The following is a 21,240-nucleotide window of genomic DNA, read 5'->3' on the forward strand; positions in this document are numbered from 1 at the left end:
CCCCAAGAAGTCTGCTTGATCCGTTCCCTTTACCATCGACAGCTTTGCAACAACGTTACTAAAAACAAAAAAGCCAATCAAATTGACTGGCTTTTCTTTGTGCACTCCAAGGGAGTCGAACCCCTAACCTTCTGATTCGTAGTCAGATGCTCTATCCAATTGAGCTAGGAATGCCTTTTTAAGATACAGAACCTGTATTCGTGCGCACCAAGGGAGTCGAACCCCTAACCTTCTGATTCGTAGTCAGATGCTCTATCCAATTGAGCTAGGAGCGCTAGGCAACCAAAACAAATCTGTTATCCTTTTCCGTTTTGGTGATGCAAATATCGTTATATTTATCGATTTAACAAACATTTTTTCTCTTTTTTAAACTTTATACAACAACATTTCTTTTATCTCGTTGATAATATTATATTTAAAATATCAACTTTTTTTTCAGACACGGACAAATGTTAGCATTCATGAGCAAAAGAGAATTAAAACTCAGTAAAATTCGCATCGGAGATATCAGTATCTCCTATTATATTCGCCCCAGCAAATTATACCCCGCTCCAAAAACAGTCATTTTCATCCATGGTTTTCCCTTCAACAAAAACACGTGGAAACAGCAGCTCCTGCAACTCGACGAAGATTATACAGGCATCGCCATTGATGTTCGCGGACATGGACTAAGCACCAATGGACATGGTTTTTTCTCCGTCGATGTTTTTGCCAAAGATCTAGTGGAATTTATTCGTAAACTCGACCTCAATCATGTCGTCCTTTGTGGAATTTCTATGGGCGGCTACATTGCACTCAGGACCTATGAACTGATCGGCCAACAACTCAAAGGACTTATCCTCTGTGACACGAATTCCCTTTCCGACGACAACAAAAGCAAACAAAAGCGTTTTGATTCCATTCAGGCGCTATTAAAATATGGCAGAAGACCGTTTGCCATTGGCTTTATCGCGAATGTATTTCACGATAAAACAATCCGTGAAAACCCCGAAGCTGTTGAACTCATCAAAAGCTGTATTCGCAGAAATGAAGTCGCCAGCATTTGTGCGACACAACTTGCTCTTGCTTCACGAACAGATACAACCCATTCGTTGAAGACCATTATTATCCCAACACTGATTATAAAAGGGAAACACGACAAGATGATGAGCGAAGAACAAACAAATATCCTTATCGAAAATATACCCGACGTCCGCTATATGGAGTTTGAAGAATCCGGGCACTTGCCGAATCTCGAGGAACCCGAAAAATTCAATGCCGTGCTAAATGATTTCCTGCGAAATATACCATTGTAACCATCACTTTGGTCGCCAAGTGCAACATCGGATATAAAAAACAACAAAAAAAGCCACGTCAGTGGCTTTTATTTCTTTCTTTCATTCAGATTTCGCTCTACAATACTAGAACGAAAAATCATCTTTTGACCGAACACCCGCTTCTTCAGCGTATGCATCATCAAAGTTAGGCTCATAACGTTTCTCGATTACTTCCTGATTAGACTTGATGTAATTAACTACATCTGTCAAACCCTCAGCGAACTTTTCAAAATCTTCTTTATATAAGAAAATCTTATGCTTAATAAACTGGCCATCCTCAAAGCGTTTCTTGCTTTCTGTGATAGTAATGTAGTAATCGTTCGATCGAGTTGCTTTTACATCAAAAAAATAAGTACGCTTACCTGCTCTCACCTTTTTTGAAAAAACTTCTTCACGTTCTTTGTTTTCAAAATCTCCCATTGGTTGTTATTTAAGTTTAAAGTAATCTTAATCTTTGATAAATATATAATAATTCATTTTAATACACCAAATAATATTAAAAAAAAGACAATTACGCATAAAAATGGCAGTTCCCCTTCCTAACATAGGCTAGATAAAAATTAAACAACAAGATTTTTTACCGACGAAATCATTACATTTACCGAAAATATAAGTTGTATTACCTAAAGCAAATATGTAGAATATATTTGTGCCTCTATCTTTGAGTCATAAATAGTAAAAACATTATGGAAAAAGAACCCATCATACCAAACAGCAATAATAGCCGCAATATTGTAGGAGCGATTGTGATCATCGTAGGTATATTCTTATTATTGAATAACCTCAATTTAGGAAGCTGGTTTCCGGATTGGTTATTTGGCTGGCAAACGATATTAATCATTATTGGATTGGTCATTGGCATAAATTCCCAATTCCAGAAAAAATCGGCAATTATCCTATTGATCATAGGCGGAGCGAGCCTTATTTCAAGAATGATGCGTACAGACTTTGGTTCTGTAACGGTCCCTATCATCATCATTTCGCTCGGGATCTACTTTATCATGAGCAAAAGGAAACCGCCGATGGTTCCCCCAACTTACCCTAATCCGCCACAAGGCTCTTACGACTGGGATAAGCGAGTCAGTGTACCTGTAGAGGGCGCAACTGAGAGCAACATTACGGATCAGGAATCAAGACCATTTAATGAACAATACGGTTCAAGCCAACAAGCCTCGCCTAATCAGCAGGCTTTTGGCGACAAAGAGAAAGGTTCCTTTCACCAGTCATTTGAGGACAACCTCAATCTGAACAGCATCTTTGCGGGCCAAAAGAAAGTCATTTATTCCAAAAACTTTAGAGGGGGCAATTTGACCAATGTATTTGGAAGCGTAGAGCTAGATTTAACAAAAGCAGATATTCAGCAGCCAATTGTGATCGATACGTTCCAATTGTTTGGCAGCGCACGTATAATTATCCCCCCACATTGGACAGTATTTAGTAACGTCGCCTCGGTCTTAGGCTCTGTCGATGACCGTCGGTTCCAAACGATTTATAACCCCGATACAGATAAAAAAATCTATATAACAGGCACCTGTATTTTAGGTAATTTAACCATAAAAAATGCTTAATAGATGAAAAGCAAGCTGTTCCTCAGTGTTAAAAGTCGACTAATTGGCATTATCTGTGTATCCGTATTTATCGGATATCTTGCATTACAATACCTATTGATGCTTCGTTCTGGATTTGATCAGCAACTTGCATTCAAGGATTCATTTATAAACAGTATGGTGATGATGTTTTGCTGCTATGGCATGTCATCAGCACTCAATTTCTACACCCCACAACCCCGGGAGATTTGGAAAGTACTCATCATCGGTTTAATCATGGGCGCAATAAGCATCGCATTAAGCCGATTCTTGATGAGTTACTTTATCCAATCGACCTTTACCCCATTGCTGGACTTAACATTACCTTATCGGGGCATCGTTAACTTCCTCATTTTGACTTCTGTTGCCATTATCAACATTGTCTGGAATATTCAGGAAGACAATATTAACAATATCAAACGGAAGCAGGAATCCGAAAATTTACTTCGGGAAGCCGAACTGTATAATCTAAGACAACAGTTACAGCCTCATTTCCTCTTCAATAGCCTCAATTCAATTATAGCACTTATTGGCGCCAATCCGGATGAAGCCCGAAACATGACGTTCCAGCTATCGGACTTTTTAAGAGGAACACTAAGAAAAGAAAATAATCAAATTATCACACTTGAAGAAGAACTCGATCACCTTCAACTTTATCTCGATATTGAAAAAGTACGCTTCGGTCATCGACTCAATACATCCATCTCTTCTTCAGAAGAAATTTTTAACAATAGATTGCCTGCCATGATTATTCAGCCACTGGTGGAGAATGCGATTAAACACGGGTTATATAATGTAACGGATCAAGTAGAAATTAAAATAAAATGCCATTCGAATGATGGCCAACTGCTGATCCAGATTACCAACCCATTCGATACCGAAGAACAGTCAAAACCAAAAAAAGGCACTGGATTTGGACTATCGAGTATTCAACGCAGATTATATCTCCTTTATGGAAGAAATGATCTACTGGAAACTCAAATTCAGGACAACATATTTATTAGCACCCTAAAAATACCTCAATATGATTAAAGTCGTAATTATCGATGATGAACCCCTTGCACGCTCCATTATTGCGGGTTACCTAAAAAATGAAGCCGATATATCCATTGTGGCGGAATGTGGTGATGGCTTTGAAGCTGTTAAGGCTATCCATACGCACGAACCGGATTTAATTTTTCTGGACGTACAAATGCCCAAATTGACCGGATTTGAAATGCTTGAACTCGTTGACGACCCTCCGGCGGTCATCTTTACGACCGCTTTTGACGAATACGCCTTGAAAGCTTTCGAAAAGAACGCCTTGGATTACCTATTAAAACCAGTATCACCAACACGTTTCAAAAAAGCTTTAGAAAAATTCAGAGCAAGCTACTCCGCACCTGAGAAAAAAGTTCAACCCAACTACGAAGTGCTTACAGCGCAGGACGAAACAAAAATCGACCGTATTGTTGTCAAAACAGGCACCCAGATCAAGATTATTCCGATTGATACCGTCAAATACCTGGAGTCTTATGACGACTATGTTAAAATTCATACCAAAGATGGCATGTACCTGAAAAATAAAACAATGGCATTTTTTGAAAAATCTTTGGATCCGAATCAATTTGTCCGTATACACCGATCTTTTATCATTAAAGTGGATCAGTTGGCCAAATTGGAACCTTATGAAAAGGATTCGTATATTGCTGCACTGACATCAGGCGAAAAGCTCAATATCAGTAAATCAGGCTATGCCCGATTAAAACAATTGATTGGAATTTAAACATTCCGTAGATTTGTGCCCATCAATCGTTATGAAACATTTTATTACAATAGTATTGCTGGGCATCACATCTTACTCCTTTGCCCAAACGAATCCTGCAGAACAGATAAATAAAGGAGTTTACAATAAGCTGGAATTTTTTATCAATTCCCAGATGACAGACTCCGCCTATAATTTGGCCAGTGACACCTTCAAACAACAATTTAGCTTAGCCAAATTCACGCAAGTACTACAGGAACTCTATCCCTTAGGAAGGGTAAAATGCTCAACCATAAAAGAGTTTAAAAAAGGGCTTGCAACCTATCAGATGGACTTCGACAGCCAATCGTATGAGGTTCTTTTTGCAACGGACACAACCTTAAAATTCAATACATTAAAATTCACTCCTCTGGCAATCAAGCCTCAAGTTGAAAAAACTATTGTGGTACCTGCCACACAGAAATCAGTCGATAATGACGACCTTTTTGTCGATTCTGTTGCAAATGCTTATTTGAAACAACAAAATACGCAATCACTTGCAATTGGCATTCTAAAGAATGGACAAACAAAAAGCTATTTCTATGGTGAGACTGCCAAAGGCAACCAAACAGCGCCTACAAAAACGTCTACCTATGAAATTGGTTCGTTAAGTAAAGTTTTTACCGCTATACTTTTGTCAAATCTTGTCGAAGAAGGAACGATAACCTTAGATCAGCCTATTGCGCTATTTCTTCCTGATACACTCAAGAAAAATGAAGAACTTTCAAAAATAACGTTTCAAATGTTGGCCAATCATACCTCTGGCTTACCAAGACTTCCTGACAATCTCGACAAAGTCAAAGGATTTAACGAAAACGATCCTTACAAAACATACGATAAAAAAGCACTTTATAGTTTCCTCGAAAGCTTTAAAAATAACAAGAAACCAGGTGAAGAGTATGAGTACAGCAACCTTGGTTACGCCGTATTAGGAGACATTATATGCAGTATCTATAAAAAAAGCTATGATCAGCTTGTAAAAGACATCATCTGCAAGCCACTCGAAATGAGTAATACCTTTCAGGTATTGGATCCTAAAAGAAAAGATACCTTTAAAGTATACAACAAAGATGGTCAAGAAGTAATTCCCTGGTCGTTTGACGCTTTTGGTCCCGCTGGCGGATTAAAATCGACTCTTGAGGATCTGCTTAAATTTGCGAATGCGCAATTCAAGATGCCGCAGACCCCATTGGAAAACGCCATGGCAAACACCAGATTGTTTACTTTTTTTCTGCCTCCAGACACCGACTTGGGACTCGCATGGCATATGAACCTGATTGACGACCTAACGGTCTATTGGCACAATGGCGGAACTGCCGGAAGCAGCTCCTATCTAGCCTTATCGCCCGATAAAAAAAGTGGCGTTATCATCTTGTCCAATTCTGCCATCTCTGCCGATGATAAGGGTAAAGCTATTTTAGATTACATACTCCGTAAAAAATAAAGTTCAAAAAATAGAGAATAATGAGCCATATTGAAACAACAATATGGTTTTTTTTGTTGTTATAGCGATGAGTGATCATTAATTTTGACTAGAAGAAAACACAAATTGGTTTACCAAAATCAATCACAAGAAAGCTAAAGAACAGCTATTTGCATGAAGATATTTATCACTAAAAAAATACCACAAAAAGGTATAGATTTATTAAAATCTGCCGGTCACGATCTAACGATACACGATTCAGCTGATCCCCTATCCGAAAGGCAGCTTATCGAAGCGAGCCAACAGGCTGATTACGTGCTGAATGGTGGGATGCAAAAGTTTGATGCTAATTTTTTCCAAAACTGCCCAAACCTTAAAGCCCTATCCCTCATGAGTGTCGGCTATGACAATGTGGATATCGCTGCCGCAACACAGCATGGAATACCTGTAAGCAATACGCCAGGCATACTTTCGGGAGCAACAGCTGATGTCGCATTCCTTTTAATGCTATCGGTATCGCGGAAGGCATTTTTCAACCACAAGAGAATTTTGCAGGGCGAATGGAAAGGTTTTGATCCAACGGCAAACCTAGGCATCGAGCTCAACAACAAAATACTGGGTATTTATGGACTGGGACGAATTGGCTTTGAATTCGCGAGAAAAGCCAAAGCAGCGTATAACATGGATATTATCTATTACAATCGGAGCCGTAATGAGGAAGCAGAGCAAATTCTTGGCGCACGATATGTGAATTTCGACGATCTGCTCACGCGGAGCGATGTCCTTTCAATCCATGCCGCGTTGACAGCGGAGACTAAAAACCGGTTTGACAAAATGACATTTGCGCGCATGAAAAACTCCGCTATATTGATTAATACCGCCAGAGGCGGATTGGTCAATGAAATAGATCTAACAGAAGCTCTAGAGACTGGCCAACTATGGGGTGCCGGACTTGATGTGACAAATCCTGAACCGATGGATCCGAAAAATCCACTGTTAAATATGGAAAATGTCTGTGTACTGCCACACATCGGGTCTGCTACAGAAGAAACGCGGGATAATATGGCAATGATGGCCGCCAGTAACTTACTGGCAGCAATTAAAGGCGAAAAAATGCCGCAGATTATCAATAAAGAGGTATATCAATGAAACGAAGATTTTTTCAGATTTTAAACAGCTTAAATAAAGCCATCTTACCAAAATATGGTAAGATGGATCCCTTGAAATTAAAAAAGTACCAGCAGGCTATCATTGCCTACCGGTACTTTGTCCTTTTACACGCCTTGGGAACAGATCAGGACTAAGCTTTTGCAGTCCCTAGGTCGCTTGAATTCGAAACAATGCTAATCTGTGTCGGATTGGAAGATAAACTAATATCGTTCCTTTCCAGCTCCAACATAATCTTTTCCTGCATTGAGTTTCGAGCAGCGACATAATGCTCTCTTTTCGTCCACGCACGAACGGTTAAAACCATGGCACTGTCTCCCAATTCTTTGATAAAAACAGTTGGCTCTGGAGTTGTCAACACATTTTCATTCGAACGGAGAACTCTTAATATAATATCTTTCGCTTCTTTCACATTTTTATCATAAGAGATACTGATGGTATATTCAAACATGCGTTGCACAATTTTCGTATAGTTTTTAATAACCGAATTGGCCAAAGGGCCATTTGGGCTAAAAACACGTACACCATCATCGCCTATTAAAGTGGAATACAAGATATCAATCCTCTCTACAGTACCTGCGGTACCATTTGCACTCGAGATGGAATCCCCTACCTCAAATGGTCTAAACATCAAAATCAGCACTCCGCCGGCAAAATTACTCAGACTTCCCTGCAGCGCCATACCAACGGCCAACCCAAAGGCGGATAAAGCAGCAATAAAAGAAGTTGTCTGTATTCCAATCTGACTTGCGACGGTGAGGAGCAACATCACCCACATGACGATCTTTACAATACTGGAGATAAATGCCCGAATAGAGGGATCTACATTCTTCTTTTCGAAACGTTTATGTAATAAGCGATCTACAAAATTGATCACATATTTCCCAAGAATCAATAGGATAATTCCACCTATAATCCCCGGAATAGACTCAATGACAATATCGGTCAAACGACCAAATCTACTCCCCAAACTATTTAAATTACTTTCCATGTTGTAAAATATATTTTAAACCTCTAGGCACAAGGATTGTTCCAACATATCGTATACCGTATCAAAATATAAAAATCATTGAAAAACACCATAAAAGACCAAATAAACACCACTGTTAAAAGAATATTTAGCGTAATTTTGCTATATGAATAGAAAAAATACCATTCCGATTATTGATAGTTGTAGCATTGATCTCAATAACAAAACAACGATTCATATTGATGATCTAAAAGAATATATCATCAAGCATCAGGATATGGTATTTCCTCACAAACATAATTTTTTCCATTTTGTGCTATTCACCAGGGGCTCAGGAGAACACATTATTGATTTCAATCATTACAACATTGAACCTTATCAAATCTATTTTATGGTACCAGGTCAAGTTCATACCTGGAACTTTACAGGTGACGAAGAAGGCTATGTTGTCAATTTTTCCATTGACTATTTTCAGTCTTTTCTCTTAAGAACCGATTACCTGGAACGCTTCAGCTTCTTACAGGGTAAAATTGAGCAGCTTATTTTTGTTATTGCGGAACAATTTCGCAAGCAGGCTATTCACATTCTTGAACAAATTGCTTCCGCAAAAGCGGCAGGTCAATCGGAAGACTATATCCGTACACTTCTGCTCCAATTTATATTGTATATCTCAATTTCTACAGAAAAAGATCATCAAGAGCACAGTACGCCATATAATCACAAAATATTCAATAGTTTTCAGCAATTGGTTGAACAGCAATTCAGATCTACCAAATTGCCCAGTGTGTACGCAGATCAGTTATTTATTACACCCAATCATCTGAATGCGATCTGCAAATCCTACATCGGACAATCAGCAGGTGAAATTATACGAAACCGGATTGTACTCGAAGCGAAGCGACTATTGGTCAATCGAAACTTAAATATCAATGAGATTGCAGATGAGCTGCAATTCAATGACAACTCATACTTTACTAAATTTTTCAAAAAATCCGCTGGGCTCACACCAGAAGAGTTCAGAAAACAACTATAACTATGGAAGAGGTTAAATACGAATTATCTGAATTTAAAGCTGCATGGCAAGCGAAATGTCCAAGATGCCGGATCGGCCATGTGTACCAAGGTCCTGCCTATGGTCTTAAAGTACAAAAAATGAATAGCCATTGCGAATACTGTGGACTTCGTTACGAGCGTGAGCCAGGTTATTTTTATGGTGCCATGTATGTTACCTATGCGTTCTCCATTGCAGAAATGGTTACGGCTTGTATGGCAACCTATATCCTGACAGGCAATGATTCTTCTTTTATACTCTATGCAACCGTTGCTATCATGAGCGTTGTTTTAATGTCGCCATTCAACTACCGTTATTCCCGTATCATACTGATGTATTGGTTGACCCCGGGCTTGAGATATGATCCAAATGTCAAAAAAAAGGAAGTTGATGTGAAGGCTTCAGCATAACCTTCATTATCCTTATCTTTATCCTGATGAAGGATATGATTTATTTGGACAACAACGCAACAACGCGAATTTTGGATGAGGTATGGAATACCATGACGCCCTACTTCATCCAAAACTATGCGAATGCATCGAGTGTCTATCACCAAATGGGGCGTGAAGCCAATGCCGCCGTCCAACTGGCTAGAGCGCAAATAGCTGAAGCACTGAATTGTTCACCAAAAGAACTATTTTTCAATTCAGGTGCAACAGAAAGTATTAATACCGTAATCTGTGGCATATTTGACAAATATCAATCCAAGGGAAATCATATTATCACCGTTTCAACAGAACACAAAGCTGTATTAAGCTGCTGTGAACAACTGACGAAAAAAGGAGCGCAGATCAGCTATCTCCCCGTCGATGCACAAGGCATGATTCGTATAGACGATTTAAAAAATGCGATGAGCTCCCAGACCATACTCGTTTGCATCATGGCTGCCAATAACGAGACAGGAGTATGCACATCGCTAACTCAAATCGCCACTATTTGTAAGGAGAAAGACATCTTATTTTTCTGTGACGCTACGCAGGCTATTGGAAAAATCAACATTGATCTACAAAAAGTCCCGATTGACCTTTTATGCCTGAGCGCGCATAAACTTCATGGCCCGAAGGGAGTCGGTGCCTTATACATCCGTCGCAAATCGAAGCCGATACAGATTACTCCGCTGATTGTAGGCGGTGGTCAGGAAAGCGGATTTAGAGGCGGTACGTACAACGTTCCAGCTATCGTCGGCTTTGGAAAAGCCCTGTCTCTGCTTAAACCAACATCTTATCATACGGTCGAACGAAACCGCGATCTATTGGAAGAACTTTTAAGTGATATTCCTGAAATCATCATTCATGGAAAAAATGTGCCCCGCCTACCCAACACCAGTTACATCAGTTTTAAACACATCCTAGCCAGCGAAATAATGACTGCCTGTCCTGCTTTGGCCCTTTCCTCGGGCTCAGCCTGTGTAACCGGATCCAGAGAACCGTCCCATGTTTTAATGGCTATGAATGTTTCCAAAGAAGATGCATTATCGGCCATTCGCTTTAGCTTAAGCATATTTACGACTCAAGAGGATATTATACAATGCGCTCAATTGGTCACAGATGCGGTTCGCAAAATCCGCGATCAATCCCCCATCTGGCAACTTTTCAAAGCTGGCCTGATCGATTAATTTATGACATTCTAAAAACTTTATAACAGGCGAAATATAACAAGATTGTATGTATCTTTGTGCTATACAAAGGATATTACTATGATTACAGTTACTGACAAAGCAAAAACTCGTATCGAGGAAATCATGAAGGATGAGCAATATGACAGCAATTACTTTGTGCGTGTTGCTGTGGAAAGTGGCGGTTGTTCGGGCTTGAGTTATAAGCTGAACTTCGATAACGAAGAAAAAAAAGGTGATCAATTTTTCGAAGATAAAGGCGTGAAAGTCTGTTTGGATATAAAATCGTTTTTATACCTAGCAGGTACAGAACTGGATTATTCCGATGGTTTGAACGGAAAAGGTTTTGAATTCCATAACCCTAATGCGAGCCGGACCTGTGCATGCGGCGAAAGTTTCTCCGTTTAATCAATCACGTCGATCCACCATAAATAAAAGAGCCCTGAAATATTCAGGGCTCTTTTAGTAAGTAACCAAACACTTTTAGTTGCACCAACAAATTATTAGTTTTATAATTAAATATTGACCTACCTTCATTTTGTTAGAATTTTTTTATTTTTTCAACTTTTTAATGGATAAATATTAAAAATCACAACCAAACAGATTAACCAGTGATATTTTCATACTTTTGTAGGAAATAACTGAATAAAAAATAAAACCATGCGTATCAATCCGCACATGGTATTTCATTTAACTCATATGGAGGGAAGAAAACTTTTAAATACCGAAGTTGCTATCAGCTTCGTTAAAGATACATTTGTCCAACAACTAAAGAAAGAATTAAATTTAATTCCGATCTCATCGCCTTTGGTGGTTTTAGACGGCACAGGATTAAATGATGACTTAAATGGAATTGAGCGCCCGGTATCATTTCCGATTAAATCATTGAATGAAAAAAGGGCTGTCGTCGTACATTCATTGGCAAAATGGAAAAGAGTCCGTTTAAAAGAACTTGAAATGTTACCCGGGGAAGGCATCGTGACAGACATGAAAGCACTGCGTCCTGATGAAGATTACACCCCTATTCATTCGATATATGTAGACCAATGGGATTGGGAAAAAGTAATCGATAAAGATCAACGTACTTTGGCCTTACTGAAAGATACCGTATTAAAAATTTACGATGCATTACGCTATACAGAACAACAGGTTGAAAGCAAGTATCCACAGATAAAAGCTATTCTTCCAGAAACCATTACATTTATTGCAGCAGAAGAACTTCTGCAAAAATATCCTAATCTAACTGCAAAAGAACGTGAAAATACCATCACAAAAGAATATGGTGCAGTATTTTTATATGGTATCGGCGGGGCACTCAGCAATGGTGTTGCACACGATGGTCGCGCAGCAGACTACGACGATTGGAGTACTGCAAATGAGGCTGGACACAAAGGATTGAATGGAGATATTCTCGTATGGAACCCCATCTTAAATTCAGCCTTTGAGCTTTCTTCCATGGGGATTCGCGTCGATAAAACCGCTTTGGCACATCAAATGGAAATCAGAAATTGCACTGAAAAATCCAAACTGACTTTCCATAGCATGCTTCTCAATGATCAATTACCGGAATCTATGGGCGGTGGAATCGGACAATCCCGTGTCTGTATGTTTATGCTCAAAAAACAACATATTGGAGAAGTTCAAGTCAGTATCTGGGAAGAGGACAAAAAAGAAACATTAAGACAAGAAGGTATTGATATCCTATAAAACAATACTTATGGAAAATTAATAACTCGGCAACTATACCGCGTGTTTCAGTATACCGATAAAAATCAAGGCAAGGTAATCATCTTTTATAGACTGATTACCTTGTTTTTTTAATTACAAAATGCCTAAAAAATTTTCATTCGAGTTTGTTCCTTTCAAAATAGCGGTATTTTGTATTTTTGCTGAATGCAGCTAGAAGCTATTTTAAATAAATTAGGTATCTCATCCTTAAATGAGATGCAAGAAAAAGTAGTGGAATCGTACCAAAAAGATCATGATTTCATCTTACTTTCACCCACAGGATCTGGCAAAACCTTGGCCTTTTCATTGCTCATTTTAGAGCAACTGAAGGAAATCGTTCGGGAGGTTCAAGTACTGATCTTAGTGCCGACCCGCGAACTGGCCTTACAGATAGAGCAAGTGCTTCGCAAGGTAGCCACTGGCCACAAAGTCACCTGTGCCTATGGCGGTCATAGTACCCGTATTGAAAAAAATGAATTCAAGGATGCTCCCGGAATTATTATAGGAACTCCAGGACGCATAAAACAACATATCGAAGAAGGAAATTTTGATCCTTCCGGTATTCATACCCTCGTGCTAGACGAATTTGATAAATCGTTGGAACTGGGATTTCAGCAACAAATGGATTTTATTATTCGACATATACCGGCCATCAGATCGCGGATATTGACTTCTGCAACGATGATGGATGCAATTCCGCCTTTTACACAGATAGAGGAGCCTATTCTTGTCGATTTTTTGAATAATTCACAAAATATACCCCGCATTACAATTAAAAAAGTAGTTGCCCCTGTTCAAAAGAAATTGGAGGCACTACTAAAACTTATCTGCAAGATTGGGACGAAAAAAATGATTATCTTCTGTAACCATCGCGATGCCGTCGATCACATCAGCGAACTACTGGATAATCGCAATATTATTCACGACACCTTTCATGGCGGACTTGAACAGCAAGATCGTGAACTGGCGCTTCTCAAATTCCGTAATCATTCCAACAATGTTTTGATCACGACCGATTTGGCTGCAAGAGGGCTGGATATCCCCGAAGTTGATGCCATTATTCATTATCAGCTACCGCATAAAGAAGATGGCTTTATTCATCGCAATGGACGTACTGCGCGTATGCAGGCAAAGGGTGATGTCTATGTCATCTTAAAGCCGGAAGAAGCGTATCCCTATATAGCGGAGGAAATACCTGAAGAGGAATTTCCCGAATACTATGATCTTCCTGAAAATTCACCTTTCGCCACACTTTATGTTAGTGCTGGAAGAAAAGACAAAGTCAATAAAATTGACATTGTAGGTTTTCTCCTGCATTTGGAAGGTGTTGAAAAAGACGACATTGGTATAATAGAAGTGAAAGATAAGGTCGCTTATGTCGCCGTTAAAAGAAAGCTTGCTCCTTTTATTATCAACAAGGCAAATGGGCAAAAAATCAAAGGACGTAAAGTAAAAATTGGACGTACTTAAAGGTCCAAAACATTGGTTAATTGGAATTCAAGTGTAAAACGGTGGCTTCAATTCTTGTATTTTCTTCTTTGGAAATCAATCGCCAGGTAAGCCTTCACAATACCGTGTAAGGCTTACCTGGCGATTCTGATTTAAAATTTTTCAGGGTATGTCATCGTTCCTGTTCAGGCCAAGCGCCCCCAGGTTAATCCAATTCTTTTAAATACCGGAGATACAATTGCACAGCTTCGCGCTTCTTGGCTGTCAAATGGAAATTAAGATGCTCTGTCAGATATTTGGTATAATCAAAGTCCTCAAATTCTGGGAGACCGGCTATCACATCGGTTGCATGTTCAACGCCATACGCTAAAGCTTCATTGAATTCCTCTACAAAAGAGTCGGGAAGTTTTTTGTTACTTACCCATAAGGCAAAAGCGAAAGGTAATCCGGTGAAGTTAAACCATTCTTCCCCCAAATCATAAACATAGGGTACTGCATTCTTCTTACCGAAAGTACGATCCCCAATTAAAACATAGGCATCTGGCTCTATAGATTCATCAGTGACCAATTCTACATCCTTTTTCCAATAATTTTTTATCAATACACGTGCTAAACCATTTGAAGTGCGCGATTGCTTATCTAAACGTAAAGTTTTTACCTCTTCAATGGGTTTATTGGCAAAAATAAAGACAGAATCGACAGCACCTTCCGTGCCGATACAAAAATCGGTATTAATATAGTACTCGGGTAGACTTAATAAGGCAGCTGTCGGTATAATCCCGATATCAGCTTGATCGTCGATTACTTTCTGTGCACAGGCACTTGGATAATCGACGCTCAAGTCGATTTGCTCCATCACTTTCGATTTACGTATTCCATTCAAAAATGGATAAGTATTGGTATACGATACGGCAGAAACTCTAATTTTATTCATTTATCAATGCTTCTAAGTGTGCGGTATTGTAATGGTCTACAATCTCAAATTGACCATTATCATAAAGCAATTTATATAAAGCAGTATTTGTATGCGGGAAATCATCCATATAACGGGCATCGACACCAGTCATTAGACAAAGCATAATCCGTAAAGCACGACCGTGCATACAGACTAATATGTTTTTTTCATCTGTCTGAGCGAGCATATGATCCAAGGCGACTTGTTGACGCGCCATTAATTCATGAGGAGACTCTCCGTTTTCGATACTGACATCCAATTCTCCATTGCGCCATGCTGCGACCAATTTTTCAAAACCAGCTAGCAACTCCGGTGTTTGTTCTTTTCCTTCATAAACTCCCCAGCTTATTTCATCCAAACCAACAAGCTGTTCCCAAGGTAAATCCAAATCAATGAACCCCTGTACAGTTTGATGAGTACGCAATAAAGTGGAGGTATATATCTTATCAAAAGGCACCGTATTGTAGCGATCAAAGAAAGCCTGAGCTTGAGCTATGCCCATTTTATTGAGTGGGGAATTAACACCCCGCCCCTGCACAATACCTCTTAAATTTAGATCAGTCTGTCCGTGTCGTATAAAATAAAATGTCTTTTTCAACGTGCGATATGAGTTATGAATTGACAACAGGTAATGCGTAATAGCTTTTCTTTTGATCAACTTGATCAAAAACAACATCATTATAATCGGTTACCACATTGTAGAGGGTATCTCTTTCAATCGGATGGCGTCCAACATTTTTTATTAGCTCAACAACCTCTTGTGTGGTCATCCCTGGTTTTTGCTCTTCTGCTCCTGCCATGCTGTATATTTTTGTCGTATCATCCAGTGTTCCGTCTATATCATCGACCCCAAAAGCCAAGGACAACTGGGCCGTATCTCTCGATATCATTGCCCAATAAGCTTTAATATGATCAAAATTATCCATGTAAATTCGAGCGATCGCGTAATTCCTGAGGTCTTCAATAACGGATACCTCCGGAATATGAGACATTTGATTCTCCTTGTTTCTAAATTTTAGTGGAATAAAGGTCTGAAAACCGCCAGTCTTATCCTGTAGCTGTCTTAAGCGCTCCATGTGATCGACACGATGCCAAAACTGCTCTATATGGCCGTACAGCATGGTTGCATTGGTATGCATGCCCAGCTTATGCGCCTGCTCATGAATATCCAGCCATTGTTCGGCTGTGCATTTATCATGTGCAATCTGCTCTCTGACTTCTGGATGAAAGATTTCCGCACCACCGCCCGGCATAGAATCTAATCCGCAGGATTGCAGATACTTCAATCCGTCGTAATGGCTCAATTTTGCTTTCTTGAAAATATAGTAATACTCTACAGGTGTAAGTCCTTTGATATGCAACTCGGGACGATGTGCTTTACATTTGCGAAAAAAATCGGCATAAAATTCGAGGTTCTGCTTAGGAACAACCCCTCCGGTGATATGAACTTCAGTAACAGCCTCCTTGTCGTACTTTTTCACAATATCCATCATGCCGTCGACTTCCATCTCCCAACCTTCAGCCCGTTCTTTTATTAAGCGGGAATACGAACAGAACTTACAGTCATAGACACAGACGTTAGTCGGCTCGATGTGAAAATTACGATTGAAAAAAGTATGATCACCATGGCGTTTCTCGCGAATATAGTTAGCAAGCACACCAAGGTAGCCTAACTCACCTTTCTCATACAAAAGTACGCCGTCCTCAAAAGTGATACGCTCCTCTCGCAAAACTTTCTCCGCTATATCTCTCAATTCGACAGCTAAATTCTTATCGTTAATCAAGAAATTCAATTTATCTATTGCGTTCATTAAATGTATCTCCTATCTTAAATCAAATGTACCGAAAAGGCAACAAAAGTTATAATAAAAAATGTGACAACAACTAATTTGACATAGCTCTTAGAAAAGGAGCCTAATCTGTAAATTGTTGCATTTCGATTAATTTACGGTATAATCCTTCTTGCTGTATCAGCTCACTATGGCTACCTGCTTCTACGATCTTTCCTGCTTCAATAACCACAATTTTATCCGCATTCTGAATGGTACTTAAACGATGGGCAATAACAACCGTTGTTCTATTGTCCATTAATTTATATAAGGAGTCCTGCACCAATTTTTCAGATTCGGTATCTAAAGCAGAAGTCGCCTCATCAAGAAGCATGATCGGTGGATTCTTCAAGACAGCTCGTGCAATACAGATCCGCTGACGTTGGCCACCAGATAATTTACCGCCCCTATCACCTATGTTGGTCTGATACCCCTGTTCCGTTTTCACAATAAATTCATGCGCATTCGCAATCCGTGCAGCGGCTTCTACTTCCTCTTGACTGGCCGAAAGATTAGCAAATGCAATATTATTGAAGATCGTATCATTAAACAAAATGGACTCTTGATTAACGACACCGATCATGTCCCGTAAAGAATCCTGGTCTAAATCCCGTAAATCAATACCGTCAAACAAAATTTGCCCCCCAGTGACGTCCATAAAACGCGGAATTAAATCAACTAAAGTTGATTTTCCCCCACCTGAAGGTCCCACCAACGCAATAATCTTCCCTTTTTCTATAGTCAAATCGATGTTCTGTAGAATCTCTTTATCTTTGGTATACGAAAAATTCACCTGATTAAAGACAATATTCTTCTCAAAGCTTTTCACAAGCTTCGCGTCGGCGCGATCTTTCACTTCCGTCCGTTCATCGATAAGTTCCAATACACGCTCACCCGCAGCAAGACCATTATGAATACCGCTGAAAGAATCTGTTAACGCCTTTGCCGGACGCATCACCTGTGAAAAAATAGCGATATAGGCAATAAATGCGGGCGCCGTTAAACTCTTGTCACCTGAAAGCACCAAATGGCCGCCATACAAAAGAATAATAGCCACCATAATTACCCCCAGCAATTCGGACACAGGTGAACTTAACTGTTGTCTTTTAGCCATAGCACGACCGATATTGGCGTAACGTTCGTTCTCATTATGAAACCTGTTCTTAATAAATGAAACGGCATTGAAAGCTTTGATAATTTTTATTCCAGACAATGCTTCGTCCAAATAGGAAATCATATTTCCATACGATTCCTGTGCCGCATGCGCTTGGCTTTTAAGATTCTTAACGATTCTAGAAATAAAAAATGCAGAGACGGGAATGACCAAGAGTGAAAAGAATGTCAATTGCGCAGAGATATTAAAAAGCATCACGATATAAGCGATCAATTGCAAGGGCTCTTTAAAAACCACCTGTAAAGTACCCGTCACAGAATACTGCACGACCTGTACATCAGACGCAACTTTAGAAACAATATCTCCTTTTCGTTGTCCTGTAAAATAACCGACATGTAAATCCATTACACTGTCAAATACCGCTCTACGCAATTTGAGCAAAGTATGAATACGGAAATTCTCCATAATGCGTTGACAGAAGTAGCGAAACAGATTACTGATAAATACGGAGATCACAATTGCAATACAGACCCTTTGCAATGCGCCATAGGCACCAAACTGCTCATTTGCCATCGATGCATAGTAATTGAACCAAGCTAAAATATCTGTGTACGCTTCAGGTTTCACGACTTCAATAGCTGCTTCACAAGCCTCTTTTCCGGTTTTAAAAAGTGTATGGAGTAAAGGAGCAAGTAATGCCAAATTCAACGTGCTAAAAACAACCGTGATCAGCGTGCAAATTACATAGGGGATTGCAAATTTCTCAATGGGTTTAGCAAACGATAAGAGCCTAAAATATGTTTTCATTTATGTTGAACTAAGACAAATTACTTTTACATCAAAAGTAATTCGTCGGTCTCTCCTCTAACTTCCAGATTTTTGACGAGGAAATTGAACAAAAATAACAAATTAATCAAGAAAAGCACATATCCTGGCAGGGGACTATAAAATTGTTGCATCGCAAGAATAAAGCATTCAGCTTGTTCAGCTTGAAAAATCGATAAAAAAATCTCCTTTTAATAGATAATTCCCTAATTTAGCCTTATTCAAATACCAAATTTATTAAAATAAAATGCAAATAGACGTTGCCAAAAGATTGCAGCACACTGAAGAATATTATTTCTCCAAAAAATTAAGAGAAATAGATGAGTTGAACAAACAGGGAGCGCGTGTAATCAACCTAGGAATTGGAAGTCCAGACTTACCCCCGCATCCGGAGGTGATCGAGACATTAAATACGAATGCCCAACTTCCAAATGTGCATGGCTATCAAAACTATAAAGGCGCACCTGCCCTACGACAAGCCGTTGCAGATTGGTATCAACGTTATTATAACGCGACTTTTAATCCCAATACCGAAATATTACCCTTAATTGGGTCAAAAGAAGGCATTGTGCATATCTGTATGACCTACCTGCAGGAAGGGGATCAGGCACTTATACCTAATCCTGGCTACCCTGCTTATGCGGCCGCAGTGCGGCTGAGTGGTGCTGAAGCGATTACCTATAATCTTACACAAGAGCAAAATTGGCTTATTGATTTAAATGAGCTCAAAAAACAAGACTTGTCAAAGGTTAAACTAATGTGGATAAACTATCCCCATATGCCAACAGGTGCCTCCGCACCCGATGCATTTTACCAAGAGCTGATTCAATTTGCCAAAGAGCATAATATCCTGATTTGCCACGATAACCCATATAGCTTTATTTTGACAGATACGCCAAAAAGCATTATGAGTATACCAGGCGCCAAAGATGTGGCTATTGAATTGAATTCGCTGAGCAAATCTTCCAATATGGCGGGATGGCGAATTGGTGTGCTCGTGGGTGCCGAAGAACGTATAAACCAAGTGCTTCGTTTCAAAAGCAACATGGACTCAGGCATGTTTTTACCTGTTCAGCTGGCCGCGGCGAAAGCCTTACAACTTGATGCCTCCTGGTATGCTGATCTAAACAAAATTTATGCGGAACGGCGCCAACAGGTTTATGAGATCATGGATTTGCTGGACTGTGCTTATCAAAAAGACCAAGTAGGTCTATTTGTATGGGCGCGTATTCCGGAGAAATACGAGGATGGCTATGCCCTGAGTGATGCTGTTTTGGAGAGATCACGGGTATTTATTACACCGGGTGGAATTTTTGGAGATAAAGGCGATCAATATATACGCATCAGTCTCTGTGCTACGGTAGAGGTACTCAAAGAATCAATCCAACGTATTAAAGATAATTTCTAACACATTCGATTTCGGCGCAGCTTAACTGCTTTGAAATTATCGATAGAATAATTAATCAACAAACAACCAGGGTATGAAGCGTTCGATGTATAACATTTGAACAAAAATACGCTTAATATAATTGTTTATATATGAACATTGCCATTGTAGGCGTAGGCTTGATCGGCGGCTCAGTTGCCATTCGCCTAAAAGAAACAAAATTCTGCGACAAAATAATCGGTGTAGATAAGAGTCAAAAGAACTTAGATAAAGCGATGCATATCGGCTTCATTGACGAAACAGCAAGCTTAGAAGATGCGATTAAGACCTGTAAAGTATTGGTGCTCACAATTCCTGTTGATGCCATTTTACATGTTGTTCCTCAAATCTTGGATCTGGTCACAGACCAGGTTGTCATCGACATGGGATCAACAAAAACGAATATTCTGAATAAAATAAAGGATCATCCCAATAGGGGCCGTTATGTTGCAGCCCATCCCATGGCCGGAACAGAGTATTCGGGACCCGAAGCTGCAATAGCAGGCTTATTCAAAGGAAAAATGATGGTGTATGTTGAAGCATTTAAAACGGATGAGGATGCTTTCGAGATTGCCGATGCCATCACCGACCAATTGGAGATGCGCAGCTGTTTTATGAATGCAGATGAACATGATGTGCATACGGCTTATGTATCCCACATTTCTCACCTGACCTCTTTCGCCCTCGCCTTAACAGTATTGGAAAAAGAGAAATCTCAAGGGCGTATCTTTGAGCTGGCAGGCTCGGGATTTGAATCTACAGTACGTCTAGCCAAAAGTTCGCCCGATATGTGGACACCTATTTTCAAGCAAAATCGCGAAAATGTACTCGAAGTACTCGAAGAACATATCAAGCAGCTTCAATCCCTGCACGATTCTATTGCCACGGAGGATTATGACAAATTGCACAAACTGATTACCCGTTCCAATAAGATAAAAAGGATCATTAAATAAAGGCTGCTCTAGTTAGAGCAGTAGGTATAAAAGAAGCTGTCTCAAATTTA

General features: G+C 39.6%; 21 protein-coding genes and 2 tRNA genes. 15 read left to right on the forward strand and 8 right to left on the reverse strand.

All coding sequences use genetic code 11. From position 1 onward, the window contains the following. Nucleotides 1-100: 100 nt before the first annotated feature. Both B2O97_RS11785 and B2O97_RS11790 read right to left on the reverse strand, forming a co-directional pair. A tRNA-Arg gene (locus B2O97_RS11785) sits at nucleotides 101-174 on the reverse strand. Nucleotides 175-201: 27 nt separating this feature from the next. Then, nucleotides 202-275 (reverse strand) — tRNA-Arg (locus B2O97_RS11790). A gap of 186 nt (nucleotides 276-461) precedes the next feature. Between B2O97_RS11790 and B2O97_RS11795 the strand changes: the two genes are divergently transcribed. Continuing rightward, nucleotides 462-1,295 carry an alpha/beta fold hydrolase gene (locus B2O97_RS11795; RefSeq protein ID WP_070567813.1) on the forward strand — a complete coding sequence of 278 codons (834 nt, stop codon included), beginning with the start codon at nucleotides 462-464 and terminating at the stop codon, nucleotides 1,293-1,295. Nucleotides 1,296-1,400: 105 nt separating this feature from the next. On the opposite strand, the gene B2O97_RS11800 is transcribed toward B2O97_RS11795, so the two are convergent. After that, nucleotides 1,401-1,736 (reverse strand): DUF3276 family protein, encoded by a 336-nt coding sequence (locus B2O97_RS11800; RefSeq protein WP_070567815.1) that lies wholly within the window; start codon nucleotides 1,734-1,736, stop codon nucleotides 1,401-1,403. A gap of 266 nt (nucleotides 1,737-2,002) precedes the next feature. Here B2O97_RS11800 and B2O97_RS11805 point away from each other — a divergent pair, with 266 nt between their 5' ends. From B2O97_RS11805 to B2O97_RS11830, 6 genes are all read left to right on the forward strand, one after another. Beyond that, nucleotides 2,003-2,884, forward strand: a complete 882-nt coding sequence (locus tag B2O97_RS11805; protein WP_083296035.1) for a LiaF transmembrane domain-containing protein — start codon at nucleotides 2,003-2,005, stop codon at nucleotides 2,882-2,884. Between the two features lie 3 nt (nucleotides 2,885-2,887). Then, nucleotides 2,888-3,934: a sensor histidine kinase gene (locus tag B2O97_RS11810; protein WP_070567817.1), complete on the forward strand. Its 1,047-nt coding sequence runs from the start codon at nucleotides 2,888-2,890 to the stop codon at nucleotides 3,932-3,934. Then, nucleotides 3,927-4,667, forward strand: a complete 741-nt coding sequence (locus B2O97_RS11815; protein ID WP_070567819.1) for a LytR/AlgR family response regulator transcription factor — start codon at nucleotides 3,927-3,929, stop codon at nucleotides 4,665-4,667. Before B2O97_RS11810 ends, B2O97_RS11815 begins: the two co-directional genes overlap by 8 nt. A 31-nt stretch (nucleotides 4,668-4,698) precedes the next feature. After that, nucleotides 4,699-6,129, forward strand: a complete 1,431-nt coding sequence (locus B2O97_RS11820; RefSeq protein WP_286767441.1) for a serine hydrolase domain-containing protein — start codon at nucleotides 4,699-4,701, stop codon at nucleotides 6,127-6,129. A 153-nt stretch (nucleotides 6,130-6,282) separates the two neighbouring features. Continuing rightward, nucleotides 6,283-7,257, forward strand: a complete 975-nt coding sequence (locus tag B2O97_RS11825) for a 2-hydroxyacid dehydrogenase (protein WP_286767442.1) — start codon at nucleotides 6,283-6,285, stop codon at nucleotides 7,255-7,257. Further along, nucleotides 7,254-7,412, forward strand: coding sequence for a hypothetical protein (locus B2O97_RS11830; protein ID WP_172462497.1), 159 nt, complete (start codon nucleotides 7,254-7,256; stop codon nucleotides 7,410-7,412). The genes B2O97_RS11825 and B2O97_RS11830 overlap by 4 nt, the downstream gene beginning before the upstream one ends. Here the strand turns inward: B2O97_RS11830 and B2O97_RS11835 are convergent. Continuing rightward, nucleotides 7,409-8,266, reverse strand: coding sequence for a mechanosensitive ion channel family protein (locus B2O97_RS11835; RefSeq protein WP_070567825.1), 858 nt, complete (start codon nucleotides 8,264-8,266; stop codon nucleotides 7,409-7,411). The two genes, B2O97_RS11830 and B2O97_RS11835, sit on opposite strands and share 4 nt — an antisense overlap. A gap of 145 nt (nucleotides 8,267-8,411) precedes the next feature. Here B2O97_RS11835 and B2O97_RS11840 point away from each other — a divergent pair, with 145 nt between their 5' ends. The 6 genes from B2O97_RS11840 to B2O97_RS11865 all read left to right on the forward strand — a co-directional run bounded on the left by B2O97_RS11840 (nucleotide 8,412) and on the right by B2O97_RS11865 (nucleotide 14,109). Further along, on the forward strand, nucleotides 8,412-9,278 hold the full coding sequence (locus B2O97_RS11840; protein ID WP_286767443.1) for an AraC family transcriptional regulator: 867 nt from the start codon (nucleotides 8,412-8,414) through the stop codon (nucleotides 9,276-9,278). 2 nt (nucleotides 9,279-9,280) lie between these two features. Then, complete coding sequence (locus B2O97_RS11845) at nucleotides 9,281-9,706, forward strand: DUF983 domain-containing protein (RefSeq protein WP_046675442.1); 426 nt, start codon at nucleotides 9,281-9,283, stop codon at nucleotides 9,704-9,706. 26 nt (nucleotides 9,707-9,732) lie between these two features. Next, a complete protein-coding gene (locus B2O97_RS11850) occupies nucleotides 9,733-10,911 on the forward strand; it encodes a cysteine desulfurase family protein (RefSeq protein ID WP_236560233.1) in 1,179 nt (392 codons plus the stop codon). 81 nt (nucleotides 10,912-10,992) lie between these two features. Further along, nucleotides 10,993-11,319 carry a HesB/IscA family protein gene (locus B2O97_RS11855; protein WP_046675441.1) on the forward strand — a complete coding sequence of 109 codons (327 nt, stop codon included), beginning with the start codon at nucleotides 10,993-10,995 and terminating at the stop codon, nucleotides 11,317-11,319. 252 nt (nucleotides 11,320-11,571) lie between these two features. Beyond that, the gene (asnA, locus tag B2O97_RS11860; RefSeq protein WP_286767444.1) at nucleotides 11,572-12,618 is read left to right on the forward strand and encodes an aspartate--ammonia ligase; all 1,047 of its coding nucleotides are present in this window, start codon (nucleotides 11,572-11,574) and stop codon (nucleotides 12,616-12,618) included. Nucleotides 12,619-12,855: 237 nt separating this feature from the next. After that, entirely contained in the window at nucleotides 12,856-14,109 is a 1,254-nt protein-coding gene (locus B2O97_RS11865; protein ID WP_236560235.1) for a DEAD/DEAH box helicase, read from the forward strand. Nucleotides 14,110-14,293: 184 nt separating this feature from the next. On the opposite strand, the gene B2O97_RS11870 is transcribed toward B2O97_RS11865, so the two are convergent. The 4 genes from B2O97_RS11870 to B2O97_RS11885 all read right to left on the reverse strand — a co-directional run bounded on the left by B2O97_RS11870 (nucleotide 14,294) and on the right by B2O97_RS11885 (nucleotide 18,793). Beyond that, nucleotides 14,294-15,022, reverse strand: a complete 729-nt coding sequence (locus tag B2O97_RS11870; protein ID WP_070567831.1) for a menaquinone biosynthetic enzyme MqnA/MqnD family protein — start codon at nucleotides 15,020-15,022, stop codon at nucleotides 14,294-14,296. Further along, nucleotides 15,015-15,641, reverse strand: coding sequence for a histidine phosphatase family protein (locus B2O97_RS11875; protein ID WP_070568275.1), 627 nt, complete (start codon nucleotides 15,639-15,641; stop codon nucleotides 15,015-15,017). Before B2O97_RS11875 ends, B2O97_RS11870 begins: the two co-directional genes overlap by 8 nt. Nucleotides 15,642-15,654: 13 nt before the next feature. After that, entirely contained in the window at nucleotides 15,655-16,854 is a 1,200-nt protein-coding gene (gene mqnE / locus B2O97_RS11880; protein WP_070567833.1) for an aminofutalosine synthase MqnE, read from the reverse strand. Nucleotides 16,855-16,957: 103 nt separating this feature from the next. After that, on the reverse strand, nucleotides 16,958-18,793 hold the full coding sequence (locus B2O97_RS11885; protein ID WP_070567835.1) for an ABC transporter ATP-binding protein: 1,836 nt from the start codon (nucleotides 18,791-18,793) through the stop codon (nucleotides 16,958-16,960). Nucleotides 18,794-19,058: 265 nt separating this feature from the next. On the opposite strand from B2O97_RS11885, the gene B2O97_RS11890 reads away from it, so the two are divergent. Together B2O97_RS11890 and B2O97_RS11895 are read left to right on the forward strand one after the other, a co-directional pair. Next, complete coding sequence (locus tag B2O97_RS11890) at nucleotides 19,059-20,219, forward strand: pyridoxal phosphate-dependent aminotransferase (RefSeq protein WP_070567838.1); 1,161 nt, start codon at nucleotides 19,059-19,061, stop codon at nucleotides 20,217-20,219. Nucleotides 20,220-20,350: 131 nt separating this feature from the next. Continuing rightward, nucleotides 20,351-21,190, forward strand: coding sequence for a prephenate dehydrogenase (locus B2O97_RS11895; protein ID WP_070567840.1), 840 nt, complete (start codon nucleotides 20,351-20,353; stop codon nucleotides 21,188-21,190). Nucleotides 21,191-21,240 lie beyond the last annotated feature (50 nt).

Source organism: Sphingobacterium sp. UBA865, assembly GCF_002295765.1.
Lineage (GTDB): Bacteria > Bacteroidota > Bacteroidia > Sphingobacteriales > Sphingobacteriaceae > Sphingobacterium > Sphingobacterium multivorum.